The sequence below is a fragment of the Paraburkholderia piptadeniae genome (assembly GCF_900007165.1).
Lineage (GTDB): Bacteria > Pseudomonadota > Gammaproteobacteria > Burkholderiales > Burkholderiaceae > Paraburkholderia > Paraburkholderia piptadeniae.
In genome coordinates, this window is sequence record NZ_CYGY02000005.1 from 1 (window position 1) to 16,200 (window position 16,200).

Annotated in this window: 17 protein-coding genes; 14 read left to right on the top strand and 3 right to left on the bottom strand. The window is 63.5% G+C overall.

The genetic code is table 11. The features are described from left to right. Window positions 1-31 precede the first annotated feature (31 nt). A complete protein-coding gene (locus tag BN2476_RS01540; protein ID WP_087732408.1) occupies window positions 32-808 on the bottom strand; it encodes an enoyl-CoA hydratase in 777 nt (258 codons plus the stop codon). 136 nt (window positions 809-944) lie between these two features. Here BN2476_RS01540 and paaN point away from each other — a divergent pair, with 136 nt between their 5' ends. From paaN to paaK, 5 genes are all read left to right on the top strand, one after another. Next, window positions 945-2,636, top strand: coding sequence for a phenylacetic acid degradation protein PaaN (paaN, locus tag BN2476_RS01545; RefSeq protein WP_087732443.1), 1,692 nt, complete (start codon window positions 945-947; stop codon window positions 2,634-2,636). A gap of 139 nt (window positions 2,637-2,775) precedes the next feature. Beyond that, a complete protein-coding gene (gene pcaF, locus BN2476_RS01550; RefSeq protein ID WP_087732409.1) occupies window positions 2,776-3,978 on the top strand; it encodes a 3-oxoadipyl-CoA thiolase in 1,203 nt (400 codons plus the stop codon). Between the two features lie 43 nt (window positions 3,979-4,021). Then, window positions 4,022-4,813, top strand: coding sequence for a 2-(1,2-epoxy-1,2-dihydrophenyl)acetyl-CoA isomerase PaaG (gene paaG, locus BN2476_RS01555; RefSeq protein WP_087732444.1), 792 nt, complete (start codon window positions 4,022-4,024; stop codon window positions 4,811-4,813). A gap of 1 nt (window position 4,814) precedes the next feature. Beyond that, window positions 4,815-5,276 (top strand): hydroxyphenylacetyl-CoA thioesterase PaaI, encoded by a 462-nt coding sequence (paaI, locus tag BN2476_RS01560; RefSeq protein WP_162497856.1) that lies wholly within the window; start codon window positions 4,815-4,817, stop codon window positions 5,274-5,276. Between the two features lie 77 nt (window positions 5,277-5,353). Beyond that, complete coding sequence (gene paaK / locus BN2476_RS01565; protein WP_087732410.1) at window positions 5,354-6,658, top strand: phenylacetate--CoA ligase PaaK; 1,305 nt, start codon at window positions 5,354-5,356, stop codon at window positions 6,656-6,658. A 130-nt stretch (window positions 6,659-6,788) separates the two neighbouring features. On the opposite strand, the gene mltA is transcribed toward paaK, so the two are convergent. Next, window positions 6,789-8,021 (bottom strand): murein transglycosylase A, encoded by a 1,233-nt coding sequence (mltA, locus tag BN2476_RS01570; RefSeq protein WP_087732411.1) that lies wholly within the window; start codon window positions 8,019-8,021, stop codon window positions 6,789-6,791. Here mltA and BN2476_RS47125 point away from each other — a divergent pair. Beyond that, window positions 7,942-8,112, top strand: coding sequence for a hypothetical protein (locus tag BN2476_RS47125; RefSeq protein WP_162849221.1), 171 nt, complete (start codon window positions 7,942-7,944; stop codon window positions 8,110-8,112). The genes mltA and BN2476_RS47125 overlap by 80 nt on opposite strands. 24 nt (window positions 8,113-8,136) lie before the next feature. Here the strand turns inward: BN2476_RS47125 and apaG are convergent, their stop codons facing one another. Further along, window positions 8,137-8,511 carry a Co2+/Mg2+ efflux facilitator ApaG/CorD gene (gene apaG / locus BN2476_RS01575; protein WP_087732412.1) on the bottom strand — a complete coding sequence of 125 codons (375 nt, stop codon included), beginning with the start codon at window positions 8,509-8,511 and terminating at the stop codon, window positions 8,137-8,139. A 297-nt stretch (window positions 8,512-8,808) separates the two neighbouring features. Here apaG and rpe point away from each other — a divergent pair, with 297 nt between their 5' ends. The 8 genes from rpe to BN2476_RS01615 all read left to right on the top strand — a co-directional run bounded on the left by rpe (window position 8,809) and on the right by BN2476_RS01615 (window position 16,187). Beyond that, window positions 8,809-9,492: a ribulose-phosphate 3-epimerase gene (rpe, locus tag BN2476_RS01580; protein WP_087732413.1), complete on the top strand. Its 684-nt coding sequence runs from the start codon at window positions 8,809-8,811 to the stop codon at window positions 9,490-9,492. A gap of 1 nt (window position 9,493) precedes the next feature. Beyond that, window positions 9,494-10,234 carry a phosphoglycolate phosphatase gene (locus BN2476_RS01585; RefSeq protein ID WP_087732414.1) on the top strand — a complete coding sequence of 247 codons (741 nt, stop codon included), beginning with the start codon at window positions 9,494-9,496 and terminating at the stop codon, window positions 10,232-10,234. 386 nt (window positions 10,235-10,620) lie between these two features. Next, window positions 10,621-12,114: an anthranilate synthase component I gene (gene trpE, locus BN2476_RS01590; protein WP_087732445.1), complete on the top strand. Its 1,494-nt coding sequence runs from the start codon at window positions 10,621-10,623 to the stop codon at window positions 12,112-12,114. 12 nt (window positions 12,115-12,126) lie between these two features. Next, window positions 12,127-12,714, top strand: a complete 588-nt coding sequence (locus tag BN2476_RS01595) for an aminodeoxychorismate/anthranilate synthase component II (RefSeq protein WP_087732415.1) — start codon at window positions 12,127-12,129, stop codon at window positions 12,712-12,714. Window positions 12,715-12,738: 24 nt separating this feature from the next. Next, window positions 12,739-13,767, top strand: coding sequence for an anthranilate phosphoribosyltransferase (gene trpD / locus BN2476_RS01600; protein ID WP_087732416.1), 1,029 nt, complete (start codon window positions 12,739-12,741; stop codon window positions 13,765-13,767). Window positions 13,768-13,840: 73 nt separating this feature from the next. Next, window positions 13,841-14,626, top strand: a complete 786-nt coding sequence (trpC, locus tag BN2476_RS01605; RefSeq protein WP_087732417.1) for an indole-3-glycerol phosphate synthase TrpC — start codon at window positions 13,841-13,843, stop codon at window positions 14,624-14,626. A gap of 28 nt (window positions 14,627-14,654) precedes the next feature. Further along, window positions 14,655-15,293: a CYTH domain-containing protein gene (locus tag BN2476_RS01610; protein WP_087732418.1), complete on the top strand. Its 639-nt coding sequence runs from the start codon at window positions 14,655-14,657 to the stop codon at window positions 15,291-15,293. 84 nt (window positions 15,294-15,377) lie between these two features. Beyond that, a complete protein-coding gene (locus tag BN2476_RS01615) occupies window positions 15,378-16,187 on the top strand; it encodes a uracil-DNA glycosylase (RefSeq protein ID WP_087732419.1) in 810 nt (269 codons plus the stop codon). Window positions 16,188-16,200 lie beyond the last annotated feature (13 nt).

A 16,200-nucleotide genomic window follows, 5' to 3' on the forward strand; every position in this document is an offset into this window, starting at 1 on the left:
GCGGTTGCAAGCGGTTTTTTGACCGTTGCCTTCAGCGATGTTTGAACACGGGTTTGCGCTTCTCGACGAACGCAGCCATCCCTTCCTTCTGGTCCTCGGTTGCGAACAACGAGTGGAACAACCGGCGCTCGAAATGCACACCCTCCGCCAAAGTCGTTTCATAAGCCCGGTTGACGGACTCCTTCACCATCATCACCGCCGGCATCGGAAACTCGGCGATCGTCGCCGCCGCGGCAATGGCCTCATCGATTAGCGTCGCAGCAGAAATCACACGCGACACCAGCCCCACGCGCTCGGCCTCCGCTGCGTCCATAAACCGGGCCGTCAGGCACATATCCATCGCCTTCGCCTTCGATACAGCGCGCGGTAGTCGCTGCGTACCGCCTGCACCCGGCATGATCCCGAGCTTGATTTCCGGTTGACCGAACTTTGCCGTGTCGGCTGCAAAGATGATGTCGCACATCATCGCGAGCTCACAGCCGCCACCCAATGCGAAACCGGCCACCGCCGCGATGATCGGCTTCCGAATCGATCGGACGGCTTCCCAATTTCGAGTGATGTAGTCGCCCTTGTAGACATCCATATAGGAATAGGTCGCCATCATTCCGATGTCCGCACCCGCCGCAAACGCCTTTTCACTCCCGGTGATGACAATGGCGCCAATGCCCTCATCCGAGTCGAACGTACGCAGGGCCTCACCGAGCTCGTCCATCAGAGCGTCGTTGAGCGCGTTGAGCGCCTTTGGACGGTTCAGCGTAACAAGGCCTACGCGGCCACGTGTCTCAACCAGAATGTTCTCGAAAGCCATGCACTCCTCCTAAGTGTTTACCTGCAGACGCGAGGGGCTCGCGCTGCATCCTAATAATGCTAACATTCACCAACCAACCGGTCGGTCAATGAATCGACGAGGTTTCCTCCACCGTTCAATGAGCACGTCGCCCGCCATGACCCATCCGCTATTTACGAAGCACGAAGACACGCTGCAGAAAGCTCTTACCGCCATCGAGACCCGCGGCTACTGGAGCCCGTTCCCGGAAATGCCGAGTCCCAAAGTGTACGGGGAAACCGCCAACGCGGACGGCGAAGCGGCATTCAAAGCCCATCTGAACAAGACATTTGAACTCGACCAGCCGAGCACGGGCGAGACGGTTGGCGCAGAGCAATCTCCGTTTGGCTTTCCGCTTGGCATCCGCTACCCGAAGTCAGAGCCGGATGCACTGATCGCCGCCGCCGCCCAAGCCCAACGCAAATGGCGTGAAGCCGGTCCGAAAGCGTGGATCGGCGTGAGCCTCGAAATCCTCACGCGTATCAATCGCTTGAGCTTCGAGATCGGCTATAGCGTGATGCACACGACCGGCCAAGCTTTCATGATGGCGTTCCAGGCGGGTGGTCCGCACGCCCAGGACCGCGCACTCGAAGCCATCGCCTACGCGTGGGACCAGTTGCGCCGCATTCCTGCCGATGCTCACTGGGAAAAACCGCAAGGCAAGAATCCGCCGCTCGCGATGCAAAAGCACTTCAACATCGTGCCGCGCGGGACAGCCCTCGTACTCGGATGCTGCACGTTCCCGACATGGAACGGCTACCCCGGCCTCTTCGCCGACCTTGCAACCGGCAACACGGTCATCGTCAAGCCGCACCCGGGCGCGATCCTTCCGCTCGCGATCACCGTGCGCATCGCCCGCGACGTGCTGCGTGAAGCCGGCTTCGATCCGAACGTCGTGACCTTGCTCGCGACTAATCCCAACGATGGAGAACTCGTCCAGAACCTCGCGCGCCGCCCGGAAATCAAGCTGATCGACTTCACGGGCAGCACGCAAAACGGTACCTGGCTGGAGCGCAACGCGCACCAGGCGCAGGTGTTCACCGAAAAGGCTGGCGTCAACCAGATCGTGATCGACTCTGCCGACGACCTCAAATCGGTCGCGCGCAACATCGCCTTTTCGCTCGCGCTGTACTCCGGACAGATGTGCACGGCTCCGCAAAACATCTACGTGCCGCGCGATGGCATTCGCACCGCCGAAGGCACGGTCTCTTTCGATGCCGTCGCTGAGGCAATCGCCGGCGCTGTCCAGAAACTCTGCTCCGATGCTGCCCGCGCCGTCGAACTGCTCGGTGCGATCCAGAACGAAAGCGTGATCCAACGACTCGACGAAGCGCGCAAGCTCGGGCGTGTTCTCGCGGACAGCCAGTCACTCGAACACCCGGCGTTCGCGGACGCCCGCGTACGCACCCCGCTGGTTCTCCAACTCGATGCCGCGAAGGACGAGGCCCAGTTCACACGAGAGTGGTTCGGCCCGATCTCCTTCGTGATCGCGACGGACTCGACGGACCAGTCGCTCGATCTGGCCGGACGTATCGCCGCCGAGCACGGCGCGCTGACGCTCGCCGTCTACAGCACCGACGACAAGGTGATCGAAGCAGCCGAGGAAGCATCGATTCGCGGCGGTGTCGCGCTGTCCATCAACCTGACGGGCGGCGTGTTCGTCAACCAGTCGGCGGCGTTCTCGGACTTTCACGGCACGGGCGCCAACCCGGCTGCCAACGCCGCGCTCGCGGACGCAGCCTTCGTGGCGAATCGCTTCCGCGTCGTTCAAAGCCGGGTTCATGTTGAACCGAAGGCTGTTCCGGCGTAAGTCGGCCGAACGATATAGGACGTTTGACCGGCGTTTTGGCCTATGACCTACGGCCGACTGATCGCGCATCAAACGTCGCACTAACATGCAGTCCACGGGCCAGTGTCCGCGCCGGCCCCCTCTTCGCAGGAACTCCGACATGACTGATGCCTTTATCTGTGACGCGATCCGCACCCCCTTCGGCCGCTACGGCGGGGCCCTGAAAGACGTTCGCGCCGACGACCTCGGCGCCGTTCCGATCAAAGCGCTGATCGAACGAAACCCGGGCGTGGACTGGCGCGCGCTCGACGATGTGATCTACGGTTGCGCGAATCAGGCGGGTGAAGACAACCGCAACGTCGCGCGCATGTCGGCGCTGCTCGCAGGGCTGCCGACCGATGCGCCCGGCGCGACGCTCAACCGTCTGTGCGGCTCGGGCATGGACGCAGTCGGTACGGCAGCCCGCGCCATCAAGGCCGGCGAAGCGCGTTTGATGATCGCGGGCGGCGTGGAAAGCATGACGCGCGCACCGTTCGTGATGGGCAAGGCAACGTCCGCGTTTTCGCGGCAATCCGAAATCCATGACACGACGATTGGCTGGCGCTTCGTCAATACCCAGATGAAGCGCGATTACGGCGTCGACTCGATGCCCGAGACAGCAGAAAACGTCGCCGTCGACTTGAACGTGAGTCGCGCCGATCAGGACGCGTTCGCGCTGCGCAGCCAGCAGAAGGCCGCCCGAGCGCAACGCGACGGAACGCTCGCGCAGGAAATCGTCGCCGTCGAGATTCCGCAGAAAAAAGGCGAACCGGTTCGCGTGACGCTCGACGAGCATCCGCGCGAAACGTCGCTCGAAGCGCTCGGTAAGCTGAAGGGCGTCGTGCGCCCGGACGGATCAGTGACGGCGGGCAACGCATCGGGCGTGAACGACGGCGCGTGCGCGCTGTTGCTCGCCAACCAGGCCGCCGCGGACCAGTATGGCTTGCGCCGCCGCGCCCGCGTGCTCGGCATGGCGACGGCCGGCGTCGAGCCGCGCATCATGGGCATCGGCCCCGCGCCCGCCACGCAAAAACTCCTGAAGCAACTCGACATGACCCTCGATCAGTTCGACGTCATCGAACTCAATGAAGCGTTCGCATCGCAAGGTCTTGCCGTTCTGCGCCAACTCGGCGTGCACGACGACGACCCGCGTGTGAATCCGAACGGCGGCGCCATTGCGCTTGGGCATCCGCTCGGCGCGTCGGGTGCGCGTCTGATCACGACGGCGCTGTATCAGCTGGAGCGCATCAATGGACGGTTTGCCCTGTGCACGATGTGCATCGGCGTCGGCCAGGGTATCGCGCTCGCCATCGAGCGCGTCTGAACGGCGCGACACTGAATTCCGTATGGAGACGAGGAGACAACCGATGCCATATGAAGCGATCCGCGTAGACATCGACGCCGCCACGCGCGTCGCCACCGTGACGCTGAACCGCCCTGACAAGCTGAACAGCTTCACACGTGCGATGCATCACGAACTGAGCGCGGCACTGGACGAAGTCGAAACGGCAGGCGCCCGCGCGCTCGTGCTCACGGGTGCGGGCCGCGGCTTCTGCGCCGGCCAGGATCTCGCCGATCTCGACTTCACGCCGGGCGCAATGACGGACCTGGGCGACCTGATCGACAAGCACTTCAATCCGTTGATCCGCCGCTTGCAAGCCCTTCCGCTGCCGGTGATCGCGGCCGTGAACGGCACCGCGGCAGGCGCCGGCGCGAATCTCGCGTTGGCGTGCGACCTGGTGCTGGCCGCGCGCTCGGCCAGCTTCATTCAGGCATTCGTGAAAATCGGTCTGGTGCCCGATTCCGGCGGCACGTGGTTCCTGCCGCAACGCATCGGCATGGCGCGTGCGTTGGGGCTCGCGATCACCGGCGACAAGCTCAGCGCGGAAAAAGCGGAAAGCTGGGGTCTCATCTGGCAAGTCGTCGACGACGCCGACTTGCAAAGCACGGCAGCCAGACTGGCGACGCAGCTCGCGCAGCAGCCAACGCGCGCCATCGCCGCGATCAAGCAGGCCATGCGGGCAAGCGCGACACAAACACTCGATCAGCAACTCGATCTCGAACGCGACATGCAGCGCGAACTGGGCGCATCGCATGACTATGAGGAAGGTGTCCGTGCGTTCATCGAAAAACGCGCGCCGCGCTTTGAGGGCCGCTGACATGTCCACGCAACCTGACCTGAGCAATACGATGACGCCCGACGAACTCGCCCGCGCAACCGCCGACGCCATGTACGCCAAGGACGCCTGCAGTCAGGCGCTCGGCATCGAAATTGTCGAGGTACGCGCAGGCTACGCGTGTATGCGCATGAGCGTGCGACCCGAGTTTTTGAACGGGCATCAGATCTGTCACGGCGGACTGATGTTCACGCTCGCCGATACGGCATTCGCCTTCGCCTGCAACTCGTACAACATCACCACCGTCGCCGCGGGCTGCTCGATCGAGTTTCTGCGGCCCGTGCAAGGCGGCGACATCCTCACTGCGGAAGCTGTCGAGCAGACATTGAGCGGCCGCAGCGGCATCTACGACATTCGTGTCACGAATCGAGCAAACGAAACCGTCGCGATGTTTCGCGGCAAGTCCGCGCAGATCAAAGGCACGGTGATTCCCATCGACAACTGACGGTGCGCCTGATCGCGCCATAAATCACTGCTCCGCCTCTCGCGCTGCAACCTATTCTGAAAGAAAGGAGACACCCGATGACTACCCCGCTCCCGCTCGACCCAATCGAAAAGGCGAGCCGCGACGAGCTCGCTGCACTCCAGCTCGAACGGCTGAAATGGTCGCTCACGCATGCGTATGAAAATTCGCCCGTCTATCGTCGCAAGTTCGATGAAGCAGGTGTGCATCCGTCAGAGCTGAAGTCGCTTTCCGACCTGTCGCGTTTCCCGTTCACCACGAAGAAGGATCTGCGCGACAACTATCCGTTTGGCCTCTTCGCCGTGCCACAGGAGCAGATCTCGCGGATTCACGCATCGTCGGGTACGACGGGCAAGCCGACCGTCGTCGGCTATACCGCGCGCGACATCGACAACTGGGCCAACCTCGTCGCGCGCTCGATTCGCGCGGCAGGCGCGCGGCGCGGCGACAAGGTGCATGTGAGCTACGGCTACGGCCTCTTCACGGGCGGTCTCGGCGCGCACTATGGCGCCGAGCGCGCAGGCCTGACGGTGATTCCATTCGGCGGGGGGCAGACCGAGAAGCAGGTGCAGCTGATCCAGGATTTCCGCCCCGACATCATCATGGTGACGCCGAGCTACATGCTGTCGATCGCCGACGAAATGGAGCGCCAAGGCATCGAACCCAAGGAATGCTCGCTGCGCATTGGCATCTTCGGTGCGGAACCGTGGACCAACGACATGCGCCTTGCGATCGAAGAGCGGATGGGTATCGACGCAGTGGACATCTACGGCCTGTCCGAAGTGATGGGGCCGGGCGTGGCATCGGAATGCGTCGAGACCAAAGACGGTCCGACGATCTGGGAAGACCATTTCTATCCGGAGATCATCAATCCCGAGACGGGCGAAGTGCTGCCGGACGGCGAGCTTGGCGAACTCGTGTTCACGTCGCTAACGAAGGAAGCACTGCCCATCATCCGTTACCGCACCCGGGATCTGACGCGTCTGCTGCCAGGCACCGCGCGCACGATGCGCCGTATGGAAAAGATCACGGGCCGCTCGGACGACATGATGATCATCCGCGGCGTCAATGTGTTCCCCACGCAGATCGAGGAGCTTTTGCTGAAGCAGCACGCGCTGGCGCCGCACTATCAGATCGTGCTGACCAAAGAAGGTCCGCTCGACGTGATGACGCTGAACGTCGAACCGTGTCCGGAGACCGCGCCGGATACGGCCGCGCTCACCGCCGCGAAACAGGCGCTCGCATATGACATCAAGGCGATGATCGGCGTCACCGCGAATGTCGTCGTACAGGCTGTCAACGCCATCGAGCGTTCGGTGGGCAAGGCGCGTCGCGTGGTGGACAAGCGCAAAGCAGGCGCTTGACCGTCGGAATTACCGAGCGGAGACGAAGCGCATAAGCAAAGCCCGACGGCAGCCATATGAGCCGCCGTCGGGCCATGCATCGGCAAAAAACGTCAAGAGCAAGAACCGAAGCTCAAGAAAAGAACAAAGCTCACGAATTGGGTAACAGCAGCCACATCCGTCCAGCCTGTTTCATCTTCCCCGCCAGATCGCCGGCTTCATCGCCGAGCCCCCAGAAGTAGTCTGCGCGCACGCCGCCCTTGATCGCCGTGCCCGTATCCTGCGCGAACACCAGGCGATTCATCGGCGCATTGGTCATCGGGCGCGTTGTCTGGAGGAACACCGGCGTGCCGAGCGGAATCGACGAAGGATCGACGGCAATCGAACGCTCGGGCGTCAGCGGCACGCCCAGCGCGCCGATCGGACCATCAGCGCCGCCCGACGGCATCGGCTCGTTCGACGGCATCTCGCGGAAGAACACGAAGCGCGGGTTCGTATCGAGCAACGCATCGACACGCGTCGGGTTCGCGCGAGCCCAGCCCTTGATGCCTTGCATGGTCGCCTGCGCGGGCGTGAGTTCACCGTGGTCGAGCAGCCACCGGCCAATCGACTTGTACGGCTGGTTGTTCGTCCCGCCGAAGCCGACGCGCATCACGCTGCCGTCTTCCATCACGATGCGTCCCGAGCCCTGAACCTGCAGGAAGAAGGCCTCGATGGGGTCGTCCACCCAGACAAGCTCGTTGCCGTTCAGCACGCCCGCGCGCTCGAGTTGAGCGCGCGCCGGCAGAGCAGCGCCCGGACGATACGCCGAAGGCCAACGGTACAAGGCGGTCTGATACACGCCATGGCGCACGCGCGAACCGCGCAGTAGCGGCTCGTAGTAGCCTGTCACGAGGCCGTCCAGCGTCCCGTCGGTATTGGCGAACTGAAACGGCGTGAAGTAGGTTTCGAAGAAGGTGCGCGCGCTGGCCACGTCGAGGTCATCCAGCAGCAATGCCGCCGCGCATGCGCGCCGCCACGTCGGCTGGCTCGCGAGTCGCACGCAGTTCTGCCGCAGCGCCGCCGCAGCGCCGATCAGCGAATCGTCCTGCCAGCCCGGCACCTGTCGCCACGCAACGGCCGTCAGTCGCTGGGCGGCCATCTGGCCGGGGATGATCGCGGCGCCCGTCGGCGGCGAAACGGACGGCCGCAGCGCGCCGCCTCCCCCGCACGACGCAAGCAATACGGCAACCGACAGTGCACCCGCCCAGGCGGCGGCCCGGCGGGCAAAGCGCATACAATGATTGTTCTTGATGGAAACTGCCATGTCTGATCTGTTCGACGAATACCCGATGCTCATCTTCGCGCTGGAGTCGCTCCTCGCGCTCTTCCTGCTGATTTTCATCGTTGTGTGGACGGCGTCTGGCAAGAAGAAAGCCGCACGCCAGCAGCAGGACACGAAGCCGGCCCCGCCGCAGCAACAACCGCGTCGCTGATCGAACGCGCGCGGCACTTTCCGTTCAATGCAGCGTGCGCGGCATGCGCAAAACGAATTCCGGCACGGGCGCTTCCCAGCGCTCGCCATCCTCGGCGACGCAGAAATATTCCCCGCGCATGGTGCCGACGGGCGTCGCGATCACCGCATAGCTCGTGTATTCGAACTGCTCGCCGGGCTTCAGCAGCGGCTGATGTCCGACGACGCCCAGCCCTTTCACTTCCTGAACGCGATTTTCGCTATCCGTGATGATCCAGTGGCGCGCGATCAATTGCGCCGTCACCTGGCCGGTGTTGCGAATGCTCAGCGTATAGGCGAACGCGTACTTTCGATGCTCCGGGTCCGACTCTTCGGAGATGTATCGGACTTGGGAAGAGACGCTAAATTCGTACTGACTCATGCTGATTCGCCTGATTCCGATAGTGAGCAACGCGGGCTATCGACCGCGCGAGACCGTCTGCGGGCGGCTCGCGCGCTGATTGCGGCGCGCCCGCGGAGGCATTGACATGGTTTGGCATTCTGCTTCATGCCGCGCACGCTCGCAACCGCGTCGGCCGAACGGACAAGGCGGGGACAGGTCACAGACAGGATGTCGAGCGGCGCGGCCAGCGATGCCGCCGCTGCGTCTCCCCCAGGGCCGCAGCGCGCGTGGCGGCGCTAAAATAACGGCTTTCCGTCTCCCGCCCTCCCCACTGCCATGACCCAATTCCGCATCGCTCCCAGCATCCTGTCCGCCGATTTCGCGCGGCTCGGTGAAGAAGTCCGCAACGTCGTCGCTGCCGGCGCCGACTGGATTCACTTCGACGTAATGGACAACCACTACGTGCCGAACCTGACAATCGGCCCGCTCGTGTGCGAAGCGATCCGCCCGCACGTGCAGGTTCCCATCGACGTGCATCTGATGGTGCGCCCCGTCGACCGCATCGTGCCCGATTTCGCGAAGGCCGGCGCGAACGTGATCAGCTTTCACCCTGAAGGCTCCGATCACATCGACCGCACGCTGTCGCTGATCCGCGATCACGGCTGCAAGGCCGGCCTCGTGTTCAATCCCGCCACGCCGCTGAACTACATCGATCACGTGATGGACAAGCTGGACCTGGTGCTGATCATGTCGGTGAATCCGGGCTTCGGCGGACAGTCGTTCATTCCCGAGGCGCTGAACAAGCTGCGCGAAGCGCGCGCGCGCATCGACGCCTACAAGGAAAAGACCGGCCGCGAGATTCATCTCGAGGTGGACGGCGGCGTGAAGGTCGACAACATCGCGGAGATCGCGGCAGCCGGCGCGGACACGTTCGTCGCGGGCTCGGCGATCTTCGGCAAGCCCGACTACAAGTCTGTGATCGACCAGATGCGCGGCGCGCTGGCTTCCGTCGGGCGGTGACATGGACGCGACGTCCCGTTACCCCGCCCCCGCGTTCCCGGCCGGAAAGCTGCACGCGGCCATCGTCGACCTCGACGGCACGATGGTCGATACGGCCGACGATTTCACGGCATCGCTGAACGGCATGCTGGCGCAATTCGACGCGGAAGAAACCACGCGCGAGGAAGTGATCGATTATGTCGGCAAGGGCTCCGAGCATCTGATTCGCAGCGTGCTCGCGCCGCGCTTCGAGACCGGGCTGGCGCAGTCGCGTTTCGACGAGGCGCTCGCGATCTACCAGGAGGAGTACGCGAAGATCAACGGTCTGCATACGCGACTCTATCCCGATGTCGAGGCGGGCCTGATCGCGTTGCGCGACGCGGGGCTCAAGCTCGCGTGCGTGACCAACAAGCCGCATCGCTTCGCGACGCAGCTGCTCGAACGATATGGTCTGCTGCGCTACTTCGGCGTGGTGCTGGGCGGCGACAGCGTCGCGGCGAAAAAGCCCGATCCGCTGCCGATGCTCACCGCCTGCGAAGCGCTGGGCGTCGAGCCGAAAGCAGCCGTCGCGATCGGCGATTCGCAGAACGACGCGTTCGCCGGCCGCGCGGCCGGCATGGCGACGCTCACCGTCCCATATGGCTACAATCACGGCGAATCTGTTCAAACCATAAAATCCGATGGTATAGTTGCGTCGCTGCTGGGGGCCGCCAAGGCGATCGCAGCGCACAATGCAGTACAATCGGCAGCATCTAATCCCTGACTTAACCAAGTCTTCCTCATGTTTCTGAATAAAAAACGGAGTCTGAGCACGATCGACCGGGGAGCCTGGCCCTGGCGTCGCTGGTCGCGCTAATACCTCGCCTGAGGTACGCTGAAGCTCGTCTTCGGCACCCGTTTTTTACTTCGCTGCGCTCACGCGCTTTTCCCGAACTGCCGCGATCGTCAATCGACCGGCTTAACTTCGCTGCACCGCGTTTCAGCTAGCCGTCGCGTACCTTGCGTACTATCGTCGTGCTGTGAGGCCGTGCAACGTCGTCGGGAAAGCGCGCGCCGGTCTCCTCACCTGTGACGAGCACATTCGACCGGTAACGCAGCCCCGCTTTGTCCGACGCCCGCCGCGGCCGGACGCACGAACAGGATCGGAACATGACCGAACTCGAATTTCAGTCCCTCGCAAACGAGGGCTTCAATCGCATCCCGCTGATCGCCGAAGCGCTGGCCGACCTCGAAACGCCGCTCTCGCTGTACCTGAAGCTCGCGCAGACCGAGCGAAACGGCGCGAACTCGTTTTTGCTGGAGTCGGTGGTCGGCGGCGAGCGCTTCGGACGCTACTCGTTCATCGGCCTGCCGGCGCGCACGCTGGTCCGCACGCGCAACGGCGTGACGGAAGTGGTGAAAGACGGCAAGGTCGTCGAGACGCACGAAGGCGATCCGCTCGAATTCATCCAGCAGTACCAGAGCCGCTTCAAGGTCGCGCTGCGTCCGGGCCTGCCGCGTTTCGCGGGCGGCCTCGCGGGCTACTTCGGCTACGACGCCGTGCGCTACATCGAGAAAAAGCTCGCGCACACGGCTCCGCCCGACGATCTGAACCTGCCCGACATCCAGCTGCTGCTGACGGAAGAAGTCGCCGTCATCGACAACCTCGCGGGCAAGCTGTACCTCGTGATCTACGCCGATCCGACGACGCCCGAAGCGTACACGCGCGCAAAGCAGCGTCTGCGCGACCTGAAGCAGCGCCTGCGCACGACCGTGCAGCCGCCTGTCACGTCGGCGAGCATGCGCACCGATATCTACCGCGAGTTCAAGAAGGACGACTATCTCGCCGCCGTGCGCAAGGCGAAGGAGTACATCGCCGCCGGCGAACTGATGCAGGTGCAGGTCGGCCAGCGTCTGACCAAGCCGTATCGCGACAATCCGCTGTCGCTGTATCGCGCGTTGCGCTCGCTGAATCCGTCGCCGTACATGTACTACTACAACTTCGGCGAATTCCATGTGGTCGGCGCGTCGCCGGAAATTCTCGTGCGCCAGGAAAAGCGCGGCGAAGACCGCATCGTCACGATCCGTCCGCTCGCCGGCACGCGTCCGCGCGGCAACACGCCCGAGCGCGACGCCGAACTCGCGACTGAACTGCTGAACGACCCGAAGGAAATCGCCGAGCACGTGATGCTGATCGACCTCGCGCGCAACGACGTGGGCCGCATCGCGCAGATCGGCTCAGTCGCCGTCACCGACAAGATGGTGATCGAAAAGTACTCGCACGTGCAGCACATCGTCAGCTCGGTCGAGGGCAAGCTGAAGCCGGGCATGACCAACTTCGACGTGCTGCGCGCGACGTTCCCGGCGGGCACGCTGTCGGGTGCGCCGAAGGTGCGCGCGATGGAATTGATCGACGAACTCGAGCCCGTGAAGCGCGGCCTCTACGGCGGCGCAGTCGGCTACCTGTCGTTCACGGGCGAGATGGACCTCGCGATCACAATCCGCACGGGCGTGATCGCCAACGGCAATCTGTATGTGCAGGCGGCGGCGGGCATCGTCGCCGACTCGGTGCCCGAATCCGAATGGCAAGAGACCGAGAACAAGGCGCGCGCCGTGCTGCGTGCCGCCGAGCAAGTGCAAGACGGCCTCGATAGCGACTTCTGACGGAGACTGACCATGCTGCTGATGATCGACAACTACGACTCGTTCACCTATAACCTGGTCCAGTACTTCGGCGAACTCGGCGAAGACGTGCGGACCTATCGCAACGACGAAATCACTCTCGAAGAAATTGCAAAGCTCAACCCCGAGCGCATTTGTCTCTCGCCGGGACCGAGCAATCCGCAACACGCGGGCATCACGCTCGACGTGCTGCGCGAATTCTCCGGCAAGTATCCGATTCTCGGCGTGTGCCTCGGCCATCAGGCGATCGGCGAAGCGTTCGGCGGCCGCGTCGTGCGCGCGAAGACCATCATGCACGGCAAGGTGAGCCAGATCGAAACCGATTGCAAAGGCGTATTCGCCGACCTGCCGAAGCATTTCACCGTCACGCGCTATCACTCGCTCGCGATCGAGCGCGAATCGCTGCCCGATTGCCTCGAAGTGTCCGCATGGACCGACGACGGCGAAATCATGGGCGTGCGTCACAAGACGCTGCCTGTCGAAGGCGTGCAGTTCCATCCGGAATCGATCCTCTCGGAACACGGCCACGCACTGCTCGAAAACTTCGTGAAGCAGTCGAAGGCTGCCGTCCGCACCGCATAAGCAGCGCACTAAGGAGACATCACCATGATCACGCCACAAGAAGCGCTGCAGCGCACGATCGAGCATCGCGAGATTTTCCACGACGAAATGCTGCACCTGATGCGCCTCATCATGCGCGGCGACATGTCGCCCGTCATGGCGGCCGCAATCATCACGGGACTGCGCGTCAAAAAAGAGACCATCGGCGAAATCACCGCGGCCGCCACGGTGATGCGTGAATTCGCACGTCACGTCGAAGTCGAGGACAACTCGAACTTCGTCGATATCGTCGGGACAGGCGGCGACGGATCGCACACGTTCAACATCTCGACGGCGACGATGTTCGTATCGGCGGCAGCGGGCGCGAAGGTCGCGAAGCACGGCAATCGCGGTGTGTCGAGCAAGTCGGGCAGCGCTGATGTACTCGAAGCGCTCGGCGTCAATATCGACCTGCAGCCGGAACAGGTGGCCGCATCGATCGCCGAAACGGGCATGGGCTTCATGTTCGCGCCGAACCATCACCCTGCGATGAAGAACATCGCGCCCGTGCGGCGCGAACTCGGTGTGCGGACCATCTTCAACATCCTCGGTCCGCTGACGAACCCCGCCGGCGCGCCGAACCAGCTGCAAGGCGTGTTTCACCCGGACCTCGTCGGCATTCAGGTTCGCGTGATGGAGCGTCTCGGCGCGAAACACGTGCTGGTCGTGTATGGTATGGACGGCATGGACGAAGTGTCGCTGGGCGCGGCAACGCTCGTCGGCGAACTGCGCGACGGCGAAGTGCGCGAGTACGAGATTCACCCGGAGGACTTCGGCATGCAGATGGTGTCGAACCGAACGCTGAAAGTGGCTGACGCCAACGAATCGAAGAAGCTGTTGCTCGAAGCGCTCGACAACAAGCCGGGCGTCGCGCGCGAGATCGTCACGTTGAACGCGGGCACGGCGCTGTATGCGGCGAACGTCACGGCATCGATCGCGGACGGCATTCAACTGGCCCGCGAAGCCATCGCCAGCGGCAAGGCGCGCGCAAAGGTCGACGACCTGGTCCGCTTCACGCAGCAATTCAAGCAATGACTAGGCATTAGCCAGGCATTAACCAGGCATTAGCCACGCATCAATCAGGCTTTAACGAGGCAACGGGATTCATATGAGCGACATTCTGGACCGCATCATCGACGTCAAGCGCGAAGAAGTGCGCATCGCGCAGCAAAGCGCGACGCTCGAAGAATTGCGCCTGCAGGCGTCGACGCGCGATGTGCGCGATTTCGTCGGTGCGATTCGTGCGAAGCATGAGGCCGGCCTCGCGGCCGTGATCTCCGAGGTCAAGAAAGCGAGCCCGTCGAAAGGCGTGCTGCGCGAGCACTTCGTGCCCGCCGACATCGCGCGTTCGTATGCGAAGCATGGCGCGGCGTGTCTGTCCGTGCTCACCGACGTGCAGTTCTTCCAGGGCAGCGCGCAGTATCTGGAAGAAGCGCGCGCCGCCTGCACGCTGCCCGTTCTGCGCAAGGACTTCATCGTCGATCAGTATCAGATCCTCGAAGCGCGCGCGATGGGCGCCGACGCAATCCTGCTGATCGTCGCCGCGCTCGAAACCGCGAAGATGCAGGACCTCGAAGCGTACGCGCATTCGCTCGGACTCGCCGTGCTCGTCGAAGTGCATGACAAGAACGAGCTGGTCGAAGCGCTCACGTTGAAGACGCCACTGATCGGCGTGAACAATCGCAATCTGCGCACGTTCGAAACGTCGATCGAAACGACGCTCGGCCTGCTGGACATGATCCCGGAGGACCGTATCGTCGTGACCGAGTCGGGCATCCTGTCGCGCGCCGATGTCGAGCGGATGCGCGCGATGGACGTGAACACCTTCCTCGTCGGCGAGGCGTTCATGCGCGCCGAAGAGCCCGGCGCGGAACTCGCGCGAATGTTCTTCTGATCCGGCAAGTTCGGGAGCGACGCACGCGATGGGCATGGAACAGGAAATCAAGCTGTCGCTGCCGACGGATCAGGTCGGCGCGGCGACGCAATGGTTCATCCAGCGCGCCGGCCGCGCGGGCCGCACGATCACGCTGGAAAACAGCTATTTCGACACGCCGGCGCTGACGCTTGCGCGCGCAAAGAGCGCGGTGCGCGTGCGCCGCACGCCGGACGGCTGGCTGCAGACGTACAAGACAATCGGCACGTCGAAAGACGGTTTGCACAACCGGCACGAATGGGAAATGCCCATCAAAGGCAATGCGCTCGAAGTCGACGCGCTGATCGATGCCTGCGACGACGAGCCGTCGAAAGAAGCGCTGCGCAGCGCGCGCGACGAACTGATCGCGCTTTTCAGCACCAATTTCTCGCGGACGCTGTGGCACGTGAGGATCGAGGGCGCTGACATCGAAGCGGCCATCGACCAGGGCGAAATCCGCGCAGACGTGAACGGCGAAACGCGCCGCGCGCCGATCTGCGAGATCGAGCTGGAGCTGAAGCGAGGCGATGCCGACGCGCTGCACGCGTTGTCCGCGGAACTGGCGCAAGCGATTCACGGCCTGCGCCCCGATGACGTCAGCAAGGCGCAGCGCGGTTATCGTCTGCGCGAAGGCGGCGGCTCACGGTAACGCGGCTCACCGCGCACAAATGCAAGGCCAGACGCACGCAGCGATGCTTGAGCGCTCAGGCGTTTGCTGCCACACTAGCCCGCCATGAATTCCGCAAAACGCTCCCCCATCCAGCCGGCGCAGCCGTCCCTGTTCGCCGGCGACACCGACGCCGCGCCCTCTCCCGCTGCCGATATCCAGACGCTCGAATCGCAGTTCGACGCGTTGCCGCCTGCATGGCGCGCGCACCTGAAGCCGTTCATCGACAGCGACACCTACGCGCCGCTGTGCCGTTTCGTCGACGGCGAGCGTGCGGCCGGAAAGACGGTCTATCCCGCCGACGTATTCCGCGCGCTGCGCCTGACGAGCCCCGACGACGTCAAGGTCGTGATCTTAGGCCAGGACCCGTATCACGGCGAAGACCGCGGCACGCCACAGGCGCACGGGCTCGCGTTTTCGGTGCCGCCGTCGGTGCGTCCGCCGCCGTCGCTGCGCAACATCTTCAAGGAAATCGCCGCGAGCCTCGGCTATGAAACACCGCAGCACGGCTGTCTCGATGCGTGGGCCAAGCAAGGCGTGCTGCTGCTCAACACGGTGCTGACCGTCGAACGCGATCGCGCTGCGAGCCACGCGAAGCGCGGCTGGGAAAAATGCACCGACACGCTGATCCACGAGCTTGCGATGCGCCACGACAACCTGGTCTTCATGCTGTGGGGCGCGCATGCGCAAGCGAAGCGCGCGCTGCTCGACGGCAAGTCACATTGCGTGCTCGAAGCGCCGCACCCGTCGCCGCTGTCCGCGCACCGAGGGTTCCTCGGCTGCCGGCATTTCGCGCTCGCCAACGAGTTTCTCGAAACGCACGGCCGTGCGCCTATCGACTGGCGTTTGCCGGAAAACGGTGAAGTCTTCGCCTGAGCCCGAGCCGGTT